Genomic DNA, 22,461 nt, shown 5'->3' with positions numbered 1-22,461 from the left:
TCACGGTCGGAAAGTCATAGCCATGACGAACTTCTTCGGGCACCGCGAAAGCCAGCACAGCGACGACCAGTCCTTCGGCGAGCAGCCTGAGCAGGCGCGGCAGCAGCCTCACCAGGCCCCGCAGCAGCCGTACGCGTCATTCTCCGAACGCTCCGAGGCCGGGGCCCCCGCCTCGCCCTACGCCGCCTCCACGGAACCCGCGTACGGCGGCTCCTCCTCCGGCGGCTTCCCCCCGCCGCCCGCCTACGCGCCCGGCCAGGACGGCGGCGACGGCGGGCACCACGGCCACGGCGAGGGCCGGCGACGGGCCCGCGGCCCCGTCGCCCTGGTCGCGGCGGTCGCGCTCGCGGCCGCCGTGGTCGGCGGCGGCGTGGCGACCGTGCTCACCGAGAACGCCGACAGCAACCCCAACGCCAGCACCACGGTCGGCGTCAGCGGCACCACCGTCTCGCAGAGCAGCAAGGGCACGGTGGCGGGCGTCGCGCAGGCCGTGACCCCGGCCATCGTGGAGATCACCGCGGACTCGCAGGGCGGCGAGTCGATCGGCTCGGGCGTCGTGATCACCTCGGACGGCCAGGTCCTCACCAACAACCACGTCGTGTCGGGCGCCTCGCAGATCAAGGTGAAGCTGAGCACCGGCAAGACGTACACCGCGAGCGTCCTGGGCACCGACCCGGACAAGGACCTCGCCCTCATCAAGCTGCAGGGCGCGAGCGGGCTGAAGACCGCGGCCCTCGGCGACTCGGACTCCGTGCACGTCGGCGACCAGGTGGTCGCGATCGGCTCCCCGCAGGGCCTCCAGTCCACCGTCACCAGCGGCATCATCTCCGCGCTCGACCGCGACGTCACCGTCCCGAAGGAGGACGGCGACAGCCAGAGCCAGAGCCAGGAGCAGGGCCAGGACGGCGACGGCCTGTTCGGCGGCGGCAGCGGGAGCGGCGGCGGCAGCGACAACTGGCCCTTCGAGTTCGGCGGTCAGCAGTTCAACGGCGACACCGGCAGCCAGACCACCACCTACAAGGCCTTCCAGACCGACGCGTCCCTCAACCCCGGCAACTCCGGCGGCGCGCTGCTCGACATGAACGGCGACGTCATCGGCATCAACTCGGCCATGTACGCGCCCTCATCGGGCGGCAGCACGAGCGGCGACTCCAGCTCGGCCGGCAGCGTCGGACTCGGTTTCGCGATCCCCGTCAACACGGTCAAGGCCGACCTGGCCTCGCTGCGCGACGGCGGCAGCTCCGCGAACTGACGCGACGGCCCAGCACCGGGAGAGGACGGACCCCGTGGCGCACTCCGTTACCTTCGGATACGACGTCGAGGGAGTCGGCGGCACTGAGGGCAGGGACGGACGAGGGAGCAGCGACATGAGTTCCGCCGAGGCGGAGACCCAGCGGATTCTGATCGTGGACGACGAACCCGCGGTGCGCGAGGCGCTCCGGCGCAGCCTCACCTTCGACGGGTACGGCACCGAGGTCGCGGTCGACGGCTTCGACGCCCTGGCCAAGGCCGAGGCGTACGCCCCCGACCTGATCGTGCTGGACATCCAGATGCCCCGCATGGACGGCCTGACCGCGGCCCGCAGGCTCAGGAACGGCGGCTCCACGGTGCCGATCCTGATGCTCACCGCCCGCGACACGGTGGGCGACCGGGTCACGGGACTCGACGCGGGCGCGGACGACTACCTGGTCAAACCGTTCGAGCTGGACGAGCTGTTCGCGCGCATCCGCGCCCTGCTGCGCCGCAGCTCCTACCTGGCGTCGGCGTCGGGCGCCACGGCCGTGCCCGAGGACGACGTGCTGTCCTTCGCGGACCTCAGGATGGATTTGACCACCCGCGAGGTGACCCGCGGCGAGCGCCGCGTCGAGTTGACGCGCACCGAGTTCACCCTGCTGGAGATGTTCCTCGCGCACCCGCGCCAGGTGCTCACCCGCGAGCAGATCCTCAAGGCCGTGTGGGGCTTCGACTTCGAGCCGAGCTCCAACTCCCTCGACGTGTACGTGATGTACCTGCGGCGCAAGACGGAGGGCGGCGGTGAGCCGCGCCTCGTCCACACGGTGCGCGGCGTCGGGTACGTCCTGCGCACGGACAACCCCGGCGGCGGCGCATGACGGATCCCTCCCGCGAGCGCCGGGACGGCACATACGGCTCGACGGGGCCCGTCGAGGGCGGCGCGGAGGGCACGCGGGCCGAAGGCACCGGCGCCGGTTCCTTCGGCACGGGCCACGGCCCCCGCTCCGCAGACCCAGGCCCCGAAGTCCCAGGCCCCGCGGAGACCGGCGCCGACGACACCGAGGGGGTCGGCGGCCCGCACGGCGAGCGGCACGAGCCCGCGGCGGCGCGGCCCGCCCGCGGCCACACGAACCTCGCGATCCGCCTCACCGCGCCCGTACGCCGCTTCGGCGCGCTGCCGATCCGCTCGCGGATGGCGCTGCTCGTCGCCGCCGCCGTCGCGATCGCGGTCGCCGTCGTCGCCGTCGCGAGCTGGCTGCTCACCCGTAGCCAGCTGCGCAACGAGCTCGACAACTCGCTGCGCAACAGCACCGCCCCCAGCAGCCAGATCTCCAGCGCCATCGACACCTGCAACCAGGGCAGCAGCTCGAACTCGGACTCCAGCCAGAACTCCACGGGCCGCGGCACCGCGCCGTCCGGCTCCGAGCAGGCCTTCGCGTACTTCCAGGTGGTGTTCGACGACGGATCCCGCTGTGTCGCCGTGGGCTCGCAGCCGGTGAAGGTGCAGGCCGAGGACGTGGCCGTGGCCCGGCAGAACGCGCCGGAGTCGCCTGTGCACACCAGCACGACGGAGAGCGGCCAGCAGGTCCAGGTCCACACCCGGCTCCAGTCGATCCGCTACGGGCCGCCCGGCAGTCCGCTGCGGGTGGTGGCCGTCAGCATCTCCCGGCCCGTCGACGAGATCCAGACCTCGCTGAACCGGCTCGCGCTGCTGCTCACCGTCGTCGCCGGGATCGGCGTGCTGGGCGCGGGCGCGGCCGGCCTGTGGATCGCGCGGACCGGGCTGCGGCCCGTGGACGGGCTCACCAGGGCCGTCGAGCACGTGGCGCGCACCGAGGACCTCAGCGTCCGCATCCCCGTCGACGGGGAGGACGAGATCGCCCGGCTCTCCCGGTCGTTCAACTCGATGACCGCCGCGCTCGCCTCCTCCCGCGACCGGCAGTCGCAGCTGATCGCCGACGCGGGCCACGAGCTGCGCACCCCGCTGACCTCGCTGCGCACCAACGTCGAGCTGCTGGCGCGCAGCGAGGAGACGGGGCGGGCCATCCCCGCAGACGACCGCAGGGCGCTGATGGCGTCCGTCAAGGCGCAGATGTCGGAGCTCGCCGCGCTCATCGGCGACCTCCAGGAGCTGTCCAGGCCGGACGCGCTCGCGCCCGGTCAGGTGCGGGTGGTCGCGCTGCACGAGGTCGTGGAGCAGGCGCTGCGCCGCGCCCGGCTGCGCGGCCCCGACCTCGCCATCGACGCGACGACCTCCGACTGGTACGTACGGGCCGAGCCGGCGACGCTGGAGCGCGCCGTCGTCAACGTCCTCGACAACGCGGTGAAGTTCAGCCCGCCCGGCGGCAGCGTGGAGGTGCGGCTCGACGGCGCGGGCGTGCTGACCGTGCGGGACCACGGGCCGGGCATCCCGCCCGAGGACCTGCCGCACGTCTTCGAGCGCTTCTGGCGCTCGCCGTCCGCCCGCTCGCTGCCGGGTTCCGGGCTCGGGCTCGCGATCGTCGCCCGTACGCTCCAGCAGGCCGGCGGTGAGATCACGCTCGAACCCGCGGACGGCGGCGGCACCGTGGCGCGCATCCGGCTGCCCGGGGCGCCGACCCCGCCGCCCGACGTCCCGCCCGACGCCCCCGGAGGCAACCGGGACGGCGCGCCCGACGGCGCCCGTGGCGGCACCCCGGGCGACGAGGAGGGCGGGTGGGGCGCCGTACCCTCGTCGCATGACTGACGCAGCAGCTCGCGAGCCCGCACGGCGGGTGAGGACCTTCGACGCGCTCACGGACGACCAGGCAGCGGCCGTGCTGGGCCTGCTGGCCGACACGGCGGCATCCGACGGCCTCCAGGCCGTCTCCGAACAGGGCAGGCTCCAGCTGCGCGGCGGGGCGCGGCCCGGGGTGCGGCACGTGCTGCTCTCGGTCGGCGACACCCTCGTCGGGTACGCGCAGCTGGACGGCGGCGACCCGGTCGAGGCGCCCGCCGCCGAGCTGCTCGTACACCCGTCGTGGCGCGGCCGCGGCCACGGCAGGGCACTCGGCGACGCGCTGCTCGCGGCGTCAGGACGGCGCCTGCGGGTCTGGGCGCACGGCGGCAAGCCCGCGGCGCGCCACCTGGCGCAGGTGCTCGGCCTCAGCCTCTTCCGCGAGCTGCGCCAGCTGCGGCGGCCGCTCACGCCGCTTGACATCCCGGAGCCCGCGCTGCCCCCGGGCGTCGCGATCCGCACGTACGTGCCCGGCGCGGACGACGCGGCCTGGCTCGCGCTCAACGCGGCCGCGTTCGCGCACCACCCCGAGCAGGGCGGCATGACACAGCGCGACCTCGACGACCGCATGGCGGAGCCGTGGTTCGACCCGAAGGGCTTCTTCCTCGCGGAGCGCGCGGGCGAGCTGATCGGCTTCCACTGGACCAAGGTCCACGCGCAGGAGCAGCTCGGCGAGGTCTACGTGGTCGGCATCAGCCCGGCCGCCCAGGGCGGCGGCCTCGGCAAGGCCCTCACCGCGATCGGCCTGCGCCACCTGGCGGCCGAGGGCCTGCCCACGGCGATGCTCTACGTGGACGGCGACAACACGCCGGCCCTCCGCGTCTACGAGGGCCTCGGCTTCACCACCTACGAGACCGACCTGATGTACCGCACGGAGCTCTGAGCGGGCGGGGGGAGGGCCGCGCCGCCCCCGATGCCGCCGCACCCGGCACCCGGACTCCGCGCCCGGCGCCCCGCTGTGGCCCCCCGGGCGCGGGCGGCACCGTCCGGCCGCGACGCCCGGCACGCCGACCCGGTGCCCCGACCCCGGCGCCAGGGCACGCCGACCCGCCTGCTCCGGCACCAGGGCACGCCGACCCGCCTGCTCCGGCACCCGGGCGCGCCGGCCCGATCCCCGTGACCCGGCACCCGTCCACGCCGGCCTGCCCCCGTGTTCCCGGGAGCCGGGGACGCCCCCGTACCCGTACGCGCCGCCGCGGTGCCGTACCCGGGCGCCTCGGCCCGGCGCCGCGGAGGCCGGGGGCGCGGGGCGCGGCCCCTGGGGGTAGCGGCTCGCTTTCCTTCACGTCATCTCCTCGTCACCGGTCATTCAGCGGCTCTTGCGACCCTCGCTGAATGCAGCCCGCTGTGCCCCCCACCCAGAACGGCAGGAACCCCTTCTCCCCCGCTCGCTCCAACGCGACCGGCGCCCCCTCCGCGCGGAAGAATGGGGACATGAGCCAGCAGCCCGCCGAGGTACCGGTCCAGCAGCCCACGCCCGCGCGCCCCCAGGGGCCCGCGGCCCAGCCCTCCGTCGGACTCCTCGCCGCGCACCGGCCGAGCGCGGTCGCGGGCACCGTCTCCGACCTGGAGCCGGACCTCGACTCCGACCTCGACACCTACGAGGAGGGCGGTGCCCCCGAGGGCGCGGAACAGCTCCCGCGCGGACGGTTCCTCGACCGGGAGCGCAGCTGGCTCGCGTTCAACGAGCGGGTGCTCGAACTCGCGGAGGACCCCGCGACCCCGCTGCTTGAGCGCGCGAACTTCCTCGCGATCTTCGCCTCCAACCTCGACGAGTTCTTCATGGTCCGCGTCGCCGGACTCAAGCGCCGCATCGCGACCGGCGTGGCCACCAGGTCGGCGTCCGGGCTCCAGCCCCGCGAGGTGCTCGACCTGATCTGGACCCGCTCGCGGGAGCTCATGGCCCGGCACGCGGCCTGCTACCAGCAGGACATCACGCCCGCCCTCGGCGACGAGGGCATCCACATCGTGCGCTGGCCCGAGCTGACGGAGAAGGAGCAGGCCCGCCTGTTCACCCTCTTCCGGCAGCAGATCTTCCCCGTCCTCACCCCGCTCGCCGTGGACCCCGCGCACCCCTTCCCGTACATCTCGGGGCTCTCCCTGAACCTCGCGGTCGTGGTGCGCAACCCCGTCAGCGGCCACCGCCACTTCGCCCGCGTCAAGGTCCCGCCGCTGCTCTCGCGGTTCCTCGAAGCGTCCCCGCAGCGGTACGTGCCGCTCGAAGACGTCATAGCCGCGCACCTGGAGGAGCTGTTCCCCGGCATGGAGGTGCTGGCGCACCACATGTTCCGGGTCACCCGCAACGAGGACCTGGAGGTCGAGGAGGACGACACCGAGAACCTCCTCAAGGCGCTGGAGAAGGAGCTCATGCGGCGCCGCTTCGGCCCGCCGGTGCGCCTGGAGGTCGAGGAGTCCATCGACCCGTACGTGCTCGACCTGCTGGTGCGCGAGCTGAAGGTGTCGGACGCCGAGGTGTACCCGCTGCCGGGGCCGCTCGACCTGACGGCGCTGTTCGGCGTGGCCTCCCTCGATCGGCCCGAGCTGAAGTACCCCCGGTTCATCGCGGGCATCCACCGCGACCTGTCGGAGGTGGAGTCCGCGTCCGCGCCGGACATCTTCGCTGCGCTGCGCGAGCGGGACGTGCTGCTGCACCACCCGTACGACTCGTTCTCCACGTCCGTGCAGGCGTTCCTCGAACAGGCCGCAGCCGACCCCGACGTCCTCGCGATCAAGCAGACGCTGTACCGCACGTCCGGCGACTCCCCCATCGTGGACGCGCTGATCGACGCGGCCGAGTCGGGCAAGCAGGTCCTCGTCCTGGTGGAGATCAAGGCGCGCTTCGACGAGCAGGCCAACATCAAGTGGGCCCGCAAGCTGGAGGAGGCGGGCTGCCATGTCGTCTACGGCCTGGTCGGCCTGAAGACCCACTGCAAGCTCTCCCTGGTCGTGCGGCAGGAGGGCGACACCCTGCGCCGCTACAGCCACGTCGGCACCGGCAACTACCACCCGAAGACCGCGCGGCTCTACGAGGACCTCGGCCTGCTCACCGCCGACCCGCAGGTGGGCGCCGACCTGTCCGACCTGTTCAACCGGCTCTCCGGCTACTCGCGCCGCGAGACCTACCGCAGGCTGCTGGTCGCGCCGAAGTCCCTGCGGGACGGCCTGGTCTCCCGGATCAACAAGGAGGCCGCGCACCACCGCGCGGGCCGGCCCGCGTACGTGAAGATCAAGGTCAACTCGATGGTGGACGAGGCCGTGATCGACGCCCTGTACCGCGCGTCGCAGGCGGGGGTGCCCGTCGACATCTGGGTGCGCGGCATCTGCGCGATCCGGCCGGGCGTCCCCGGCCTCTCGGAGCACATCCGGGTGCGCTCCATACTCGGCCGCTTCCTCGAACACTCCCGCGTCTTCGCGTTCTGCAACGGCGGCGAGCCCGAGGTGTGGCTCGGCAGCGCCGACATGATGCACCGCAACCTCGACCGCCGCATAGAGGCCCTCGTACGGGTCACCGACCCGGCGCACCGCGCCGCGCTGACCCGGCTCCTGGAGACCGGCATGTCCGACCAGACCTCCTCCTGGCACCTCGGCCCCGACGGCGAGTGGACGCGGCACGCCACGGACGCGGAGGGGCTGCCCCTGCGGCACGTACAGGAAGTGCTCATTGACGCCCGGAGGCGCCGGCGTGCAGCACCATGAAGCCGAGACCGACCAGCTGACGGCGGCCGCGGGGGAGGTGCTCTCCCGGTACCTGCACTCCCGGGCCGGCGACTTCCTGCGCAGCCTGCGGCTGTACGGCGAGAGCGGCTCCGACACCGCGGCGGCCGAGCAGGCGGCCCGTGCCCTGCGCGGCTCGGCGCGCCGGATCAGCGGCACCCTGTACACCTACCGCAACATGTTCGACCCCGGGTGGGCCGACCACCTGCGGGCCGAGCTCGCGTGGCTCTCGGGGACACTCGCGCAGGAGCACGCCTGCACGGCCCGCCTGCACCGCCTGGTCGCGGCGCTCGCCAGGCTCTCGGGCGTCGGTGCCGCGCCCGCGGGCGCGGCCCCCGCGGGCGGGGCGGAGGCCGCAGGCGCCGCCGCGCGGCCTCGCGCGGCGGCGGCCGCCCGCGCGGCGAACGGCTCGCTGCCCGACGCCCCGCCCCCCGGCACGCTCACGGTCGGCGCCTCCCGGGCCGGCGCCCTGCTCGACCGGCAGCTCACCCTCGCGCGCACCCGCGCCCACTCCGCGACGCTCCAGGCCCTCGGCTCCTCGCGCTTCCACGCCGTCGCCGACGCGGTCGCGGTCCTCGCCTCCGAGGTGCCGCTCGCGCCGCCCGCCGCGACGGCCGCGCCGGACGCGCTCGGCGTGCCGGGCGGGCGCACCAGGCGGCAGCTCCTCGACGCGGTGGCCGCGCTCCCGCTGGCGCGCGCCGCCCACCCGTACAACGCGGAGGCCCTGGTCCACGGCCTGTCCACGGCCTCGGAAGGCGAGGCGCAGGACGCGCCCTGGCACCAGGTGCGGCAGCTGCTGCGGCTGCACCGCTACGCGGAGGAGGTGTGGTGCGCGGGCGGCGCCCCCGACCCGCTGCTCGCGGACGCGGGCCGCGCCCTCGACCGGCACCGCGACGCGGCGGAGGCCGCGGCCGCCGCGGCGAACGCGGCCCGCACCCCGCGGATCGCCCCGGCGACGGCGTACGCGCTCGGCGTGCTCCACGCCGACCAGCGCCTTGAGGTCGAGGCGGCGCGCTTCGCGTTCCAGCGGCTGTGGCAGCAGTCCGCCGCGGTCGCGGCCCACTGAGGCGGTTTTCCCTGCCGGGCGCGGATGGGCCCCGGACCCGCGGGGCATACGGTCCAGCGGTGTGCGGCCCACGACGCGACGTGAACGGCGGTGACCATGACGGCAGCGGATCCCGGGGGACCGGACGGCACGGTACTCGCCGCCGGCTGCGTCCTGTGGCGGAGCGTGGGCGGCACCGTGGAGATCTGCCTCGTGCACCGGCCGAAGTACGACGACTGGTCGCACCCGAAGGGCAAGCTCGGGCCGGGTGAGAGCGCACTGGCCGGGGCGCTGCGCGAGGTGCTTGAGGAGACCGGCCACTACTGCGTGACCGGCCCGTGCCTCGGCACGGTGCGCTACGAGGCCGAGGGGCGGTCCAAGTCCGTCACGTACTGGGCGGCCGAGGAGAGCGGCGGCGCGTTCGCCCCCAACCACGAGGTCGACCGCGTCCTGTGGCTCCCGCCCGCCGCCGCCCGCGACCGTCTGACCCACCCCCGCGACCGCGCCCTCCTCGACCGCCTCGCCCCCGACCACACCTGACCACCCCTGCACCCGCGCCCACCGGCTGACGCACCGATGCCAACGGTGCGCATCCGGTCCCGACCGGCCTCCGGCCACCCAGCCGACCCCCGGCACCCCGGACACCACGGACACCCCGGGCACCCCGGGCACCACGGATACCACGGCACCACGGACACCACGGACACCACGGCACCACGGACACCCCGGCACCACGGACACCACGGACACCAAGGACACCAAGGACACCAAGGACACCACGGGCACCACGGCGCCCCGTCCCCTGCGCGGGTGCTTCTCAGCCACAGGGCCCGGCAGCCTGAACCGCCCTCGGTCCGGCCCGCGGGCCCGGCGGCAGCCGAGCGGGCCACCGCCCCGCGCCCCGCGCCCTGGGCCCGCCCTGGCATGCTCGGACCCGCCTCGGCCGGACCCCGGCGACGGCTCGCACGGCCGGCGCCAGCGGCAGCGCCAGCGGCAGCGGCAGCGGCAGCGGCAGCGCCACCCGAGGGGACGGCCGCCCGCACTCGGACGCCCGCGCCCGTACGCCCGCGCCCGGCGGGCGGGCACGCGGCAGGGAACGGCGCGCCGTTCCGCCGATGCCCGCGCGGGAGGCGGAAGCGCGCCTGAATCGACACCTCGGCGACGGCCGAACCGACACCTTCGGGCGCTAGACGCCGGGGCCGAACCAGGCCGTCCCCCACGGTTCACCCCTCGTTCATTTCACCCCGCAGACGGCTTCACCTCATCTGCCTAATTTCGGGCTTACCAGGTGACGCGCCCCACGGCGCGGGACCGGCTCACCCGACGCACGCCGCCATCACATTCCGAGACGAACGGCGGCTCCTGGAAGGAAACACCCGAAGTGAAGCTTCTGCGCAAGAACGGGCTGCGTGCCACCGCGCTCGGTGCCCTCGCCGTGTCAGGCGCCCTGGTTCTCACGGCGTGTGGCTCGGACGACAACAGCAGCGGCAGCGGCGCGAGCGCGAGCGCCTCCGGCGGCACGAGCGCCTCCCCGGCCGCGGGTGCCATCGACTGCGGCAAGGGCTCGGGCAACCTGCTGGCCTCCGGCTCCACGGCCCAGCAGAACGCCATGGACCAGTGGGTCAAGAACTTCATGCAGTCCTGCTCCGGCACCCAGATCAACTACAAGGGCATCGGCTCCGGCGCGGGCGTGCAGCAGTTCCTCCAGGGCCAGACGGCGTTCGCGGGCTCCGACTCGCCGCTCAAGCCCGAGCAGATCACGCAGTCCAAGAAGGTCTGCTCCGGCGGCCAGGCCATCGACCTGCCCATGGTCGGCGGCCCGATCTCGGTGATCTACAACGTCCCCGGCGTCGACGACCTGACGCTGGACGCCCCGACCGTGGCGAAGATCTTCAACTCGAAGATCACCAAGTGGAACGACCCGGCCATCGCCAAGCTGAACCCGGGCGCCAAGCTGCCCGCCACGGCGATCCAGCCCTTCCACCGCTCGGACGACTCCGGCACGACGGACAACTTCACCAAGTACCTGATCGCCGCCGCCAAGAGCGACTGGCCCTTCTCCGGCGGCCAGACCTGGCAGGCCAAGGGCGGCCAGTCCGCGCAGGGCTCCGCCAACGTCGCCTCGCAGGTCAAGCAGACCGCGGGCGCCATCGGCTACGCCGAGCTCTCGTACGCCAACTCCAACCAGCTCCCGACGGTCCAGCTGGACACCGGCGCCTCCGCCCCGGTCAAGGTCAGCGCCGACTCCGCGTCGAAGGCCGTCGCGGACGCCAAGGTCGTCGGCACGGGCGGCGACCTCGCCCTCCAGCTCGACTACACCACCAAGGCCGAGGGCGCCTGGCCCATCACCCTGGTGACCAACGAGATCCTCTGCGACAAGGGCAACAAGGCGGCGACCCTCGACGCCACGAAGTCCTTCCTGAACTACATCGCGAGCGACGACGCCCAGAAGCAGATCAGCTCGCTGGGCTACGCGCCGCTGCCGGACAACATCGCCACGCAGGTCCGTACCGCGATCGGTTCGCTCTCCTGACCCGCGGGGCCACCCACCCCGTCCGCTGATCCATGTACGCAGGCCCCGCATGGCTCCCGGCCCCGCGGGGCCTGCGTACATCCGGTGCACCGCCGCCGGGGGAGCGCTGCTCCCCCACCAGACCGGAGACACATCTATGGACATGACCCAGACGGCCGACGCGCCGCCACCGAGCCCGCCCACCCCGCCGAACGGGGCCGAGGGCGGCGTCGAGAAGCGCCCCGCGCTCCGCCCGGGCGACCGGATCTTCCTCGGCTTCTCCGGGGGCTCCGGCATCCTGCTGCTCGTGGTGATGGCCGCCATCGCCGGCTTCCTCACCTACCGCGCGGTCAACGCGATCTCCCAGGACCACGGCAACTTCTTCACCACCTTCGAGTGGAACGCCGACAGCACCCCGCCGGTGTTCGGCATCGCGGTCCTCGCCTTCGGCACGGTCGTCAGCTCGATCATCGCCATGGCGATCGCCGTGCCGGTCTCCCTCGGCATCGCGCTGTTCATCACGCACTACGCGCACCGCAGGGTCGCCGCGCCGCTCGCCTACCTCGTGGACCTGCTCGCGGCCGTGCCCAGCATCGTCTACGGCCTGTGGGGCGCGCTGTTCCTCGTGCCGCACATGAACGGCCTCGACCTCTGGCTCGACAAGTACTTCGGCTGGACCTACGTCTTCGACCAGTCGTCGCCCGGTTCCGCCGCGCGCTCGCTGTTCACCGTGTCGATCCTGCTCGCGATCATGATCGTGCCGATCATCACCAACGTGAGCCGTGAGGTCTTCCGGCAGGTTCCGCGCATGCACGAGGAGGCGGCCCTCGCCCTCGGCGCGACCCGCTGGGAGGTCATCCGCCTCTCCGTGCTGCCGTTCGCGCGCTCCGGCGTGATCAGCGCCTCGATGCTCGGACTCGGCCGCGCGCTCGGCGAGACGATGGCCGTCGCGACGGTCCTCTCGTCCTCCTCGGTGCTCTCGCTGCACCTGCTCGACCCGCAGGGCGGCACGTTCGCCCAGAACATCGCCGCGCACTTCGGCGAGGCCACCGACTTCGGCAGGGACGCGCTGATCGCCGGCGGTCTGGTGCTGTTCGTCATCACGCTGATCGTCAACGGCGCGGCCCGCCTGATCATCGCGCGCCGCAAGGAGTACTCGGGGGTCGACGCATGAGCCACACCGTGAACGACCTCGACACCGCGCGGGCCGGCGCGCCCGGCTCGCCGCTCGCCCGCAACCGGCTCCCCCGCTGGACGCCGCTCGCCCTCGCCGTCGCCGCGGTCCTCGTCGGCTGCGGCATCGGCGCGATCGCCGGTCTGAGCAGCCGCATCCAGTGGGGCCTGATCGCGCTCGTCCTGTTCGTCGCCGCGAACTACGTCGTCACGCGGACCGTGGACGGCCGGCGGCAGGCCAAGGACCGGGTGGCGACCAGCCTCGTCTACGCCTGCTTCATCCTGGCGGTCGTCCCGCTGGTCTCCCTGATCGAGACGACCGTCGCGAAGGGCGTGAAGGTGCTCGACGGCGCCTTCCTCAGCCACTCGATGAGCGGCGTGCTCGGCACCGAACCCGGCGGCGGCGTCTACCACGCGATCATCGGCACGCTCGAACAGGTCGGCATCGCCACCGTCATCGCCGTGCCTATCGGCGTCTTCACCGCGATCTACCTGGTCGAGTACGGCAAGGGCTCCCTGGCCAAGGCCATCACGTTCTTCGTCGACGTCATGACGGGCATCCCGTCGATCGTCGCCGGCCTGTTCATCCTGTCCTTCTGGATCCTCATCCTGGGCTTCGGCTTCTCCGGCTTCGCCGGGTCGCTGGCCCTGACGATCCTGATGATGCCGATCGTCGTGCGCTCCACCGAGGAGATGCTCAAGCTCGTCCCGAACGAGCTGCGCGAGGCGTCGTACGCCCTCGGCGTGCCCAAGTGGCGCACGATCACCAGCATCGTCATACCGACGTCCATCGGCGGCATCATCACCGGCATCGTGCTGGCCGTCGCCCGTATCGCGGGCGAGACCGCGCCGGTCCTGCTGCTGGTCTTCGGCAGCCAGGTGATCAACAACGATCCGTTCAACGGCCCGCAGTCGTCGCTGCCCTTCTACATCTACGAGCAGTACAACCTGGGCAACACCGCGAGCTACGACCGCGCCTGGGCCGCGGCCCTCGTGCTGATCATCCTCGTGATGATCCTGAACCTGATCGCCCGCGGCATCGCCCGCTGGAAGGCCCCGAAGACGTCCGGTCGCTGACGCGGCCACCCGAGACCAGATGGAGAGCAGTACCCATGGCCAAGCGCATCGACGTCAGCGGACTGAGCGCCTTCTACGGCGGCTTCCGAGCGATCGACGACATCTCGATGACCGTGGAACCCCGTACGGTGACGGCCTTCATCGGCCCGTCCGGCTGCGGCAAGTCCACCTTCCTGCGCACCCTGAACCGGATGCACGAGGTCACCCCCGGTGGCCGCGTCGAGGGCAAGGTCCTCCTCGACGACGAGAACCTGTACGGCTCAGGGGTCGACCCGGTCTCCGTGCGCCGCACGGTCGGCATGGTCTTCCAGCGGCCGAACCCGTTCCCGACGATGTCCATCTACGACAACGTCGCGGCGGGCCTGCGGCTCAACGGCCGCACCCGCAAGTCGGAGCTGGACGGGATCGTCGAGAAGTCCCTGACCGGCGCGAACCTCTGGAACGAGGTCAAGGACCGGCTGAACAAGCCGGGCGCCGGCCTCTCCGGCGGCCAGCAGCAGCGCCTGTGCATCGCCCGCGCGATCGCGGTCGAGCCGGACGTCCTGCTGATGGACGAGCCGTGCTCGGCGCTCGACCCGATCTCGACGCTCGCGATCGAGGACCTGATAGGCGAGCTCAAGGAGCGCTTCACGATCGTCATCGTGACGCACAACATGCAGCAGGCGGCCCGCGTCTCGGACCGTACGGCCTTCTTCAACCTCGCGGCGGTCGGCCAGCCCGGCAAGCTCATCGAGATCGACGAGACCGAGCGCATCTTCTCCAACCCGTCCGTCCAGGCCACGGAGGACTACATCTCCGGCCGCTTCGGGTGACCCAGGCCGCCGGACCGAGACGTTCCGCGGTGCTGCATGGCGGTGCCACCGCGGGACGAGAAGGGCCCGCCCTCCGCGGAGGGCGGGCCCGTACCGCGTCCGCACGCGGCCACCACGGCCCGAGCGCCGCAGGGGCCTCAGGAACCTCGGAGGCCGCAGGGGTCTCGGGGGCCGCAGCCGCCTCAGCCGAAGACCGCCTTGATGATCCAGTACACGATCGCCGCGACGGCACCCGCGGCCGGCATGGTGATGAACCAGCCGATCACGATGTTCCTGCCGACGCCCCAGCGCACCGCGTTGACCCGCTTGGTCGCACCCACGCCCATGATCGCCGAAGTGATCACATGGGTCGTGGACACCGGCGCCTGGAAGATGTACGAGGTCACGTAGAGGATCGACGCGCCGGTCGTCTCCGCGGCGAACCCCTGCGGCGGATCCAGCTCGATGATCTTCCGCCCCAGCGTCCGCATGATCCGCCAGCCGCCCGCGTACGTGCCGAGCGAGAGCATCAGCGCGCAGACGATCTTCACCCACACCGGGATGGAGGCCGTCGAGTCCTCCTCGCCCGAGATGACCAGCGCGAGCACCACGACACCCATGGTCTTCTGCGCGTCCTGGAGGCCGTGCCCGAGCGCCATGCCCGCCGCCGAGACGGTCTGGGCGATGCGGAAGCCGCGCTTGGCCTTGTGCGGGTTGGAGCGGCGGAACAGCCACAGGATCGCCAGCATCACCAGATAGCCGACGATCAGCCCGACCACGGGCGAGAGGAACATCGGGATGACGACCTTCTCGACCACCCCCGACCAGATCACCGCGCTGCCGCCGGCCAGCGCCGCGCCCACGAGCCCGCCGAACAGCGCGTGCGACGAGGACGACGGCAGTCCGAGCCGCCAGGTCGCCACGTTCCACGCGACCGCGCCCGCGAGGGCGGCGAAGAGGATGCCCATCCCCTGGTCGCCGTGGGGCGTGCCGATCAGGCCCTTGCTGACAGTCTCGGCGACGCCCTGCCCGAGGAACGCGCCGGCCAGGTTCATCACCGCCGCCATCGCGAGGGCGGCGCGCGGGGTGAGCGCGCGGGTCGACACGGAGGTGGCGATCGCGTTCGCGGAGTCGTGGAAGCCGTTGGTGTAGGTGAATCCGAGCGCGACACCGATGGTCACGATCAGCGCGAGGGTGTCCACGAAGCTCAGGACTCCTTGACCGCGATGGTCTCCACCGTGTTCGCGACGTGCTCGAACGCGTCGGCGGCCTCCTCAAGCACATCGACGATCTGCTTGAGCTTGAGCACCTCCATCGCGTCGTACTTGCCGTTGAAGAGGTGGGCGAGCAGCTTGCGGTGGATCTGGTCGGCCTGGTTCTCCAGCCGGTTGATCTCGATCCAGTACTCGGTGAGGTTGCTCATCGTCCGCAGGTGCGGCATGGCCTCGGCCGTCAGGTCGGCGGCCCTGCTGAGGACCTCGATCTGCTGCTCGACGCCCCGCGGCAGCTCCTCGATGTTGTAGAGGACGACCAGGTCGACCGCCTCTTCCATGAAGTCCATGATGTCGTCGAGACAGGACGCGAGGTTGTAGATGTCCTCGCGGTCGAAGGGCGTGATGAACGAGGAGTTCAGCTGGTGGAAGATCGCGTGGGTGGCGTCGTCACCCGCGTGCTCCGCGGCCCTCATCCGTTCTGCGATCTCGGCCTTCGCGGAGGAGTCCGCACCGAGGAGTTCCATCAGGAGCTTGGAGCCGGTGACGATGTTGTCCGCCGACGCGGCGAACATGTCGTAGAAGCTCGTCTCCCTGGGGGTCAGACGAAAACGCACCTGGAGTCCTCGGGGTTACATGGGATTCGGTCAGGCCGATGCTAGATGAGCGGGATGCCAGTGTCGCTCATCCGGGACGGCCGCCCTGAAGGACCCCCTGCCCGAAGCTCCCCGTAGAGGTACCATATACCCGCAGGGGGTATACCTCGCCACTCCTGCAAACGGACACCGGCGGTCCCCGCGGACCGCCGCGCGGCTGACCACGGAGGACGCCATGACGACCACGGACGCGACCGGCGCGACCGGCGAACCGCCCTCCGCCGCGCCGTCCCCCGGCCCGCACCACGGCCACCAGGTGTACGGCTACCACAAGCAGAAGGACGAGCACCTCAAACGGCTGCGCAGGATCGAAGGCCAGATCAGGGGCCTCCAGCGGCTCGTCGACGAGGACGTCTACTGCATCGACATACTCACGCAGGTCTCCGCCTCCACCAAGGCGCTGCAGTCCTTCGCGCTCCAGCTCCTTGAGGAGCACCTGCGGCACTGCGTCGCCGACGCGGCCGTCAAGGGCGGCGCGGAGATCGACGAGAAGGTGGAGGAGGCCAAGCAGGCCATCGCCCGCCTGCTGCGCACCTGAGGCCGACACGTCCGGTTTCCCAGCCCGCGGCACGCGGCAAACCCGACCGCCACGTGAGATATCCGACCCTCGCGGGCCGACGCCCGGCTCCGGGGCATGGCCGGTTCTCAACGGTCCGGAGCCGAGGCGTCACTGCCAGTCCCGTACGGGCTGCCGGAGCCTCGCGGCCCGCTCGGCCGCCGTCCTCAGCACCTCGTCGATCCGGTCGGGGCTGAGCCGGTCCCCGTCCGCGGCCGACGCCGCGATCATCAACTCTCCGCACAACTCGATCTCGACGAGGGCCACGTGGTCCTGAACGATCGGCGTACGCAACGGAGCCACGTGCATCACCTCTCTCGGTCCGTGTCGGCCTCCTAGCGTACGGAGGGCGACACGCACCGCGCATGGCACTTCCGGACCATTTGGCGCCCATCTTTCCGAGCGGCCCCGCCGCGGAGGCCGGCCCCGGCCGGCCGTGCGGGCCCTCTTCCGGCCCCGGCCGCGGGCGTCAGTCCCTGACGCGCCCCGCGTAGATGTCGGCGGCGCGCGGCAGCAGCACGGAGACCCGCGCGCCGAAGCCGTACAGCACGGTGGTCGAGGCGACCGTGACCGGCTTGCCCTGGTTGAGATAGGTGAAGCGCTGCCTGACCTTGCGCAGCCGGCCCTCGCCGTCCACGTACGCGTCGAAGGGCACCGCCGCCGAACCGAACCCCTTCCCCCGCACCGCCGCGGCCAGCGCGCCCCGCGCGTACGGCGCCGCGCCCCTGGCGGCGGCGCCGAGGTCCGCCACGCCCCGGTAGTGCCGCACGGAGGTCCCCGCGAGGTCCTCCGTGCCGGCGAAGGACACCTTCCCCGCGGAGCCGAGCAGCTCCGCCGCGGTCAGCGGGTCCGTCGCGCCGCCGGTGACGAGGTTCCCGTCCGCCAGGGTCGCCGAGTCGATCCGCACCCACTTGCCCGCGGGCACCCCGGCGCCCCGGTTCTTCATGTAGAGCAGTGAGGGCGAGAGCAGTTCCGTGATCGGCCGGTGCTCGGGCGAGCCGGTCGGGTCCTTCGGCAGCGTGACCGTGAGGCTGCCGATCCGGCGCCTGAAGTCGTATCCGCCCTCGCCGCGGATCGTGACCCGGGTGCCGCCCGCGGCCATCTCCATCGACGTGACCGCGCGGGCGCTGCCCGCCGCGACCAGCGTCCCCGCCGCGCCCCGTACGGCCGCCGTGCCGCCGTCCGCGCCGTCCGCCGCCGCGCCGCCCGAGGCGCCGCAGCCGCAGGCCGACGCCACGATCCCGGCCATCACCGCGAGCGCGAGGGCAGCGCGCCCGCCGCCGTGCCCGCGCCGCGCCCTCCCGCGGTCCCGCTGCCGCTCCACCATCGCCTGCCAACCCCCAGCGCCGGACCGCCGTGTGCCGAACCCCCTGACGGTCCGGATAACGACGCCGCGCGCCGACCGGTCACGCCGCACGGCCAGGGCGGCCCATGTCCCGTACGGGCCCCACGCGTTGGCCGGGGGCCGCTCCGGGCCCGCACGCTCCGGCCGCGAGTACGGTGGACGGCGTGTGCGACCAGCCTCCCGACACCGCCCCAGAGCCCGCCACCCCGCCACACTCCGCGACGACCGTCGAACGCGGCGCGTTCTGCTCCGCGCGCTGCGCCTGCGGCTGGCGCGGCCCCGCCCGCAGATCCCGCGACCTCGCCCGCACCGACGCCCGCACCCACGAGACGACGGCGTAGCCCGGCGCCTCCGCCGCGAGGCCGGGCATGGTCCAGCGGGGTGACGAGCGAGCCCGGAAGGCGGGCCGGTGTCCTGCCGGCCCGGGACAGCCGCACCCGCGCACCAGGCGGGGTCCGGGCGCTTCGAGACGGTGCGCGCGGGCAGCCGCGTCGTGGGCAGGGAGCACCGCTCGCCCGCCGGCAGCTCGATACCGGAGCAACTCGACACCGCAGACACACGTGACCGCAGTGACCGCCGACGTCGCCCGTGAAGTGGGGCGGCTCATCGAGTCGCTCGACGGGAAGGAGTGGTCGCTGCCCACGCCCTGCAGCAAGTGGGACGTCCACGCGGTCGTGGACCATCTGCTCGACGTCCAGCGGAGGTTCCGGGTCACGATGACCGGGGGTGACAAGCCGACCACCTCCGCCTTCCAGGACAACACGGCGGTGCTCGTCGCGGCGTTCGAGCAGGAGGACGCCCCGGCGCGCACGGTCACCACCCGGCTCGGCCACATGCCCGGCCGGACGGCGCTCGACATCCTGACGATGGAACACCTCATCCACGGCTGGGATCTGGGCCGTGCCACCGGACGAGTCCCGTCGTTCACGGACTCCGTCGCGGAGCGCATCATCGCGTTCTGCGAGTTCATGAACCCCCGGCTCCCGCCGCACCTGCGGAATCTCAAGGACCCGCAGCCGGTGGCCGAGGACGCGCCCGGCGTCGACCGGCTCGCCGCGCTGTCGGGTCGAACAGTCTCTGTCTGAGTCTGGCCGAAGGCGCCGGGCAGTCCGCCCACGCACGTCGGCGGGCGCGCGGCCGCACCCTCCCGCCGGCCCACCCCTCGATCCCGCAGCGGCCGGTCCCGCTTCCGGTCCGCCCGCACGTGGTCATACGTCGTTCGGTCTGGCCACCCCGGTGATGATGGCCTCGGCCACGGGTTCCGGGCGCAACGCGGCGCGGCCCCCGGCCCCTGCCGCACGGCGGCGGATCCCCACGGCCCCCTCCGGCCGTCGCGTTTCCCGTTCCCGCCACCCCCTCCCCGCGCGGGACGCCTCCCTCGTACCGTCGGGTACTGGCGAAGGACGCTCCCCACGGGACACATCCCCACACTTCTGTCCTTCGCGGGAGGGGTCGACCACATGAGCAGTCCCACCGCCGCGCCGGACGGCGGCACGCCCGCGTCCGCGTCCGCACCGGCGCCCGGGGGCACCGGCCCCGCCGTGGAACGGCCGGTGCGGCGCAGGTCCGTGCTGGTCGCCGTGTCGGCGCTCGCCGCCACCGCCGCCCTGGCCGGCTGCGACGACGGCACGCCGGGCCCCGGCCGCGCCTCGGGCACCACCCGCCCCACCAGCCCGCCCCCGTCCTCGGGATCCCCCGGCGCGCCCCGCTGGAGCGCGCTCGGCAAGGGCCTCGACGGCGACCTGATACGGCCGGGCGACGCCGACTACGCGACCGCGCGGCAGCTCTACAACACCCGCTACGACGGCCTGAAACCGGCCGCGGTCGCCTATGTGCGCGGTGAGGACGACATCAGGGAGTGCCTCGCGTTCGCCCGCGCGCACCGCACGCCGGTCGCGATACGCGGCGGCGGCCACTCGTACGGCGGCTGGTCGAGCGGCAACGGCCGGCTCGTCGTCGACGTGTCGCGGCTCGACTCCGTCGAGGCCACCGCCACCGGCGCCACCGTCGGCGCGGGCGCCCGGCTCGCCGGGGTCTACCGGGCGCTCGCCGAGCGCGGCCGTACGATCCCCGCCGGGTCCTGCCCCACGGTCGGCGTCGCCGGACTCGCGCTCGGCGGCGGCCACGGCGTCACCTCGCGCGCATACGGCCTCGCCTGCGACAGCCTCACGTCGGCCACCCTCGTCACCGCTGACGGCACCACCCGCACCGTCGACCCCGCCCGCGAGAGCGACCTGTTCTGGGCCCTGCGCGGCGCGGGCAACGGCAACTTCGGCGTCGTCACCTCGCTGCGCTTCCGCACCCACCCGGCGCCCGAGGGCGTCGTCGCGTTCCTCAACTGGCCCTGGGCGCGGGCGGACGCCCTGCTCGCGTCCTGGCAGGAGTGGGGCCCTGACCAGCCCGACGAGATCTGGTCGTCGCTGCACTTCGACGCGGGCCCAGGCGGGGTGGCGCCGACCGCCTCGGTGAGCGTGTTCTCCCTCGGCGGCGAGGCCGACCTCCACACCGCGGTCGACCGGCTCGCCGACCGGGCGGGCGGCCCAGGACCCGCGAGCTCCGTCTCCCTGCGCACCCGCGGCTTCGAGGACGCCATGGCGGTCTTCGGCGGCTGCTCGGGCCTGAGCAGCGCCCAGTGCGCCCTGCCCGGCACGCTCCCGGGCCGCTCCGGCCAGGGCGCGCTGCGGCGCGAGACCTACGCGGCCGCCTCCGACTTCTACGACAGGTCGCTCGACGCCGGGGGCCGCAGGGCGCTGCTCGGCGCGGTCGAGGCCTTCACCCGGCTGCCCGCCGCGCAGGGCGGCGGCGCCTCGCTCGCCCTGACGGCGCTCGGCGGCGCCGTGAACCGCGTCGCCCCCGCGGCGACCGCGTTCGTCCACCGCCGCTCCCGGATGCTCGCCCAGTACGTGGCGTCCTGGCAGCCGACCGGCACCGGCGGCGCCCACCGCGCGTGGCTCGGCACCACGCACCGCGCGCTGCGCAGGTACGCGTCGGGCGCGGCGTACCAGAACTACGCGGACCCGACGCTCTCCGACTGGCGCAGCGCCTACTACGGCTCGGCCGCGGACCGCCTCACCCGGCTGAAGAAGCAGTACGACCCGGACGGCCTCCTCGCCTTCGCCCAGGGGCTGTAGGCCCCAGGGGCGGGCGGAGCCCGGGGCTGGCGGAGCCCGGGGCTGGCGGAGCCCGGGGCTGGCGGAGCCAAGAGCTGGTGGAGCCAAGGGCGGGCGGAGCCAGGGGCGGGTGGAGCCAAGGGCTGTAGGGCCCCGGGATTCCCTGGGCCGCCGCCGGGGGTGTCCGGGGCGCGGCCCGTTCCCCCGGACGGCTCACCGGCGTTGCCGCGGGGGGCGGCTGCGGATGGCCTGGTTCCATGCCTGCTGCCGCGCCGCCTCCGCCCCTGCCCACGGCCCCGCCCGCCCGCCGCCCCCGCGCGCTCACCGCGGCGACCGCCACGGCCGCGCTGCTCGTCCTGTCGGCCGCGGGCACCGCCACCGCGGTGGACAGGCCGACGCGGCCCGGGAAGCTGACCCTGATCAGCACGGCGGAGGGCGCGGCCCTCGCCGACGCGCACGGCGCCCCCCTCTACCTGCGGGAGGCCGACCGGCACGGCACGCCGGGCTGCACCGGCCGGTGCGCCGCCCTCTTCCCGCCCGCGGTGGGCTCCCCCGTACGGGCCCGCGGCGTCACCGGCGAGGTCACCCACACCCCGCGCCACGCCCCCGGCAGCGCCCTCCCGCAGGTCGTCTACGCGGGCCACCCCCTCTACTACTACGCGAAGGACCGCCCCCACCACCGCCCCGAGGGCGGGCTCGTGGACGGCTTCCTGCTGGTCGCCCCCGACGGCACCCCGCTCCCGCCGGCCGGCGGCGAGATCGGCACGGCGACCTCCCGCCCCGAACGCCCGGCCCCCACGCCACCACCGGACACCCGACACCACGCGTCCGGACACACCACGTCCCACCCGGCAGCCCCACCAGCCACCTCCCACACCCAAGCCCCACCGGCCCCAGCCCGGACGGCAGGCGCCCCCACTCGGTCCCGCGCGGCAGCCCCACCAGCTGTCCCCCACACCGGAGCCCCACCAGCCACGTCCGGTACGGGGGCCGCACCGGCCCGCTCGCACCCGGCAGCCCCGACCGCCACCCCAGCCAGGTCCACCGCAGCGGTCCCGGCCGCCCCGCGGACCTCGCCCGCCGCGGTCGGGGCGCTCCAGGTGACGCCGTCCGGCGCGGCGAGCGGCGGGGCGGTGCACCCCGTGGCGGTCGTCGCCGACCGGCCGGCCGCGTCCGTCGCGGCCCGCGTCGCCCTCGTCATCGGGGCCGCCGCCGCGGCCTGCGCTGTCTGCCTCGTGGCTGTGCGCAGGCTGCGCGGCACCCCGGCGGGCGGTGAGCACTGA

At 73.7% G+C, this 22,461-nt stretch carries 20 protein-coding genes; 16 read left to right on the top strand and 4 right to left on the bottom strand.

All coding sequences use genetic code 11. From position 1 onward, the window contains the following. The first annotated feature begins 22 nt into the window (after positions 1 to 22). From ABEA77_RS14095 to pstB, 11 genes are all read left to right on the top strand, one after another. Positions 23 to 1,252: a S1C family serine protease gene (locus ABEA77_RS14095; RefSeq protein ID WP_345646224.1), complete on the top strand. Its 1,230-nt coding sequence runs from the start codon at positions 23 to 25 to the stop codon at positions 1,250 to 1,252. A gap of 115 nt (positions 1,253 to 1,367) precedes the next feature. Further along, positions 1,368 to 2,111: a response regulator transcription factor gene (locus ABEA77_RS14090; RefSeq protein ID WP_345646221.1), complete on the top strand. Its 744-nt coding sequence runs from the start codon at positions 1,368 to 1,370 to the stop codon at positions 2,109 to 2,111. Between the two features lie 314 nt (positions 2,112 to 2,425). Further along, positions 2,426 to 3,958 (top strand): sensor histidine kinase, encoded by a 1,533-nt coding sequence (locus ABEA77_RS14085; protein WP_345646430.1) that lies wholly within the window; start codon positions 2,426 to 2,428, stop codon positions 3,956 to 3,958. After that, positions 3,951 to 4,871: a mycothiol synthase gene (gene mshD / locus ABEA77_RS14080; protein ID WP_345646218.1), complete on the top strand. Its 921-nt coding sequence runs from the start codon at positions 3,951 to 3,953 to the stop codon at positions 4,869 to 4,871. Before ABEA77_RS14085 ends, mshD begins: the two co-directional genes overlap by 8 nt. A 551-nt stretch (positions 4,872 to 5,422) precedes the next feature. Next, on the top strand, positions 5,423 to 7,684 hold the full coding sequence (locus ABEA77_RS14075; protein ID WP_345646215.1) for an RNA degradosome polyphosphate kinase: 2,262 nt from the start codon (positions 5,423 to 5,425) through the stop codon (positions 7,682 to 7,684). After that, positions 7,671 to 8,768: a CHAD domain-containing protein gene (locus tag ABEA77_RS14070; RefSeq protein ID WP_345646213.1), complete on the top strand. Its 1,098-nt coding sequence runs from the start codon at positions 7,671 to 7,673 to the stop codon at positions 8,766 to 8,768. The genes ABEA77_RS14075 and ABEA77_RS14070 overlap by 14 nt, the downstream gene beginning before the upstream one ends. Before the next feature lie 96 nt (positions 8,769 to 8,864). Beyond that, complete coding sequence (locus ABEA77_RS14065) at positions 8,865 to 9,287, top strand: NUDIX hydrolase (RefSeq protein WP_345646211.1); 423 nt, start codon at positions 8,865 to 8,867, stop codon at positions 9,285 to 9,287. 841 nt (positions 9,288 to 10,128) lie between these two features. Further along, positions 10,129 to 11,280, top strand: a complete 1,152-nt coding sequence (pstS, locus tag ABEA77_RS14060) for a phosphate ABC transporter substrate-binding protein PstS (protein ID WP_345646208.1) — start codon at positions 10,129 to 10,131, stop codon at positions 11,278 to 11,280. Positions 11,281 to 11,416: 136 nt separating this feature from the next. Next, positions 11,417 to 12,433, top strand: a complete 1,017-nt coding sequence (gene pstC / locus ABEA77_RS14055) for a phosphate ABC transporter permease subunit PstC (protein ID WP_345646206.1) — start codon at positions 11,417 to 11,419, stop codon at positions 12,431 to 12,433. Beyond that, a complete protein-coding gene (pstA, locus tag ABEA77_RS14050) occupies positions 12,430 to 13,509 on the top strand; it encodes a phosphate ABC transporter permease PstA (RefSeq protein WP_345646203.1) in 1,080 nt (359 codons plus the stop codon). Before pstC ends, pstA begins: the two co-directional genes overlap by 4 nt. A gap of 35 nt (positions 13,510 to 13,544) precedes the next feature. Beyond that, positions 13,545 to 14,321 (top strand): phosphate ABC transporter ATP-binding protein PstB, encoded by a 777-nt coding sequence (gene pstB / locus ABEA77_RS14045; protein ID WP_345646200.1) that lies wholly within the window; start codon positions 13,545 to 13,547, stop codon positions 14,319 to 14,321. 182 nt (positions 14,322 to 14,503) lie between these two features. Here the strand turns inward: pstB and ABEA77_RS14040 are convergent, their stop codons facing one another. Both ABEA77_RS14040 and ABEA77_RS14035 read right to left on the bottom strand, forming a co-directional pair. Further along, positions 14,504 to 15,502, bottom strand: coding sequence for an inorganic phosphate transporter (locus ABEA77_RS14040; protein WP_345646198.1), 999 nt, complete (start codon positions 15,500 to 15,502; stop codon positions 14,504 to 14,506). Positions 15,503 to 15,507: 5 nt separating this feature from the next. Next, positions 15,508 to 16,128: a DUF47 domain-containing protein gene (locus tag ABEA77_RS14035; protein ID WP_345646196.1), complete on the bottom strand. Its 621-nt coding sequence runs from the start codon at positions 16,126 to 16,128 to the stop codon at positions 15,508 to 15,510. A 214-nt stretch (positions 16,129 to 16,342) separates the two neighbouring features. On the opposite strand from ABEA77_RS14035, the gene ABEA77_RS14030 reads away from it, so the two are divergent. Then, positions 16,343 to 16,705: a metal-sensitive transcriptional regulator gene (locus tag ABEA77_RS14030; RefSeq protein ID WP_345646193.1), complete on the top strand. Its 363-nt coding sequence runs from the start codon at positions 16,343 to 16,345 to the stop codon at positions 16,703 to 16,705. A 129-nt stretch (positions 16,706 to 16,834) separates the two neighbouring features. On the opposite strand, the gene ABEA77_RS14025 is transcribed toward ABEA77_RS14030, so the two are convergent. Continuing rightward, positions 16,835 to 17,032: a hypothetical protein gene (locus ABEA77_RS14025; RefSeq protein ID WP_345646191.1), complete on the bottom strand. Its 198-nt coding sequence runs from the start codon at positions 17,030 to 17,032 to the stop codon at positions 16,835 to 16,837. Between the two features lie 160 nt (positions 17,033 to 17,192). Further along, the gene (locus ABEA77_RS14020; protein WP_345646188.1) at positions 17,193 to 18,050 is read right to left on the bottom strand and encodes an SCO4651 family lipoprotein; all 858 of its coding nucleotides are present in this window, start codon (positions 18,048 to 18,050) and stop codon (positions 17,193 to 17,195) included. A gap of 182 nt (positions 18,051 to 18,232) precedes the next feature. Between ABEA77_RS14020 and ABEA77_RS14015 the strand changes: the two genes are divergently transcribed. The 4 genes from ABEA77_RS14015 to ABEA77_RS14000 all read left to right on the top strand — a co-directional run bounded on the left by ABEA77_RS14015 (position 18,233) and on the right by ABEA77_RS14000 (position 22,461). After that, a complete protein-coding gene (locus ABEA77_RS14015) occupies positions 18,233 to 18,409 on the top strand; it encodes a hypothetical protein (RefSeq protein WP_345646185.1) in 177 nt (58 codons plus the stop codon). Between the two features lie 219 nt (positions 18,410 to 18,628). After that, positions 18,629 to 19,153, top strand: coding sequence for a TIGR03086 family metal-binding protein (locus ABEA77_RS14010; RefSeq protein WP_345646182.1), 525 nt, complete (start codon positions 18,629 to 18,631; stop codon positions 19,151 to 19,153). Positions 19,154 to 19,621: 468 nt separating this feature from the next. Next, positions 19,622 to 21,199 (top strand): FAD-binding oxidoreductase, encoded by a 1,578-nt coding sequence (locus tag ABEA77_RS14005; RefSeq protein ID WP_345646428.1) that lies wholly within the window; start codon positions 19,622 to 19,624, stop codon positions 21,197 to 21,199. 236 nt (positions 21,200 to 21,435) lie between these two features. Further along, complete coding sequence (locus ABEA77_RS14000; protein ID WP_345646179.1) at positions 21,436 to 22,461, top strand: COG4315 family predicted lipoprotein; 1,026 nt, start codon at positions 21,436 to 21,438, stop codon at positions 22,459 to 22,461.

The sequence above is a fragment of the Streptomyces tremellae genome (assembly GCF_039540215.1).
In the GTDB taxonomy this organism is placed as follows: Bacteria; Actinomycetota; Actinomycetes; order Streptomycetales; family Streptomycetaceae; genus Streptomyces; species Streptomyces tremellae.
Note: the sequence above shows the minus strand (reverse complement) of the source record. Positions and strands in the feature narration are given on the sequence as shown.

Excerpts from the sequence above, each read along its gene's own strand:
- pstC (WP_345646206.1), top strand. The coding sequence starts at position 11,417 with ATGGACATGACCCAGACGGCCGACGCGCCGCCACCGAGCCCGCCCACC.
- mshD (WP_345646218.1), top strand. The coding sequence starts at position 3,951 with ATGACTGACGCAGCAGCTCGCGAGCCCGCACGGCGGGTGAGGACCTTC.
- ABEA77_RS14030 (WP_345646193.1), top strand. The coding sequence starts at position 16,343 with ATGACGACCACGGACGCGACCGGCGCGACCGGCGAACCGCCCTCCGCC.
- ABEA77_RS14000 (WP_345646179.1), top strand. The coding sequence starts at position 21,436 with ATGCCTGCTGCCGCGCCGCCTCCGCCCCTGCCCACGGCCCCGCCCGCC.
- ABEA77_RS14025 (WP_345646191.1), bottom strand. The coding sequence starts at position 17,032 with ATGCACGTGGCTCCGTTGCGTACGCCGATCGTTCAGGACCACGTGGCC.
- pstB (WP_345646200.1), top strand. The coding sequence starts at position 13,545 with ATGGCCAAGCGCATCGACGTCAGCGGACTGAGCGCCTTCTACGGCGGC.
- ABEA77_RS14020 (WP_345646188.1), bottom strand. The coding sequence starts at position 18,050 with ATGGTGGAGCGGCAGCGGGACCGCGGGAGGGCGCGGCGCGGGCACGGC.
- ABEA77_RS14090 (WP_345646221.1), top strand. The coding sequence starts at position 1,368 with ATGAGTTCCGCCGAGGCGGAGACCCAGCGGATTCTGATCGTGGACGAC.
- ABEA77_RS14085 (WP_345646430.1), top strand. The coding sequence starts at position 2,426 with ATGGCGCTGCTCGTCGCCGCCGCCGTCGCGATCGCGGTCGCCGTCGTC.
- ABEA77_RS14065 (WP_345646211.1), top strand. The coding sequence starts at position 8,865 with ATGACGGCAGCGGATCCCGGGGGACCGGACGGCACGGTACTCGCCGCC.
- ABEA77_RS14075 (WP_345646215.1), top strand. The coding sequence starts at position 5,423 with ATGAGCCAGCAGCCCGCCGAGGTACCGGTCCAGCAGCCCACGCCCGCG.
- ABEA77_RS14095 (WP_345646224.1), top strand. The coding sequence starts at position 23 with ATGACGAACTTCTTCGGGCACCGCGAAAGCCAGCACAGCGACGACCAG.
- pstA (WP_345646203.1), top strand. The coding sequence starts at position 12,430 with ATGAGCCACACCGTGAACGACCTCGACACCGCGCGGGCCGGCGCGCCC.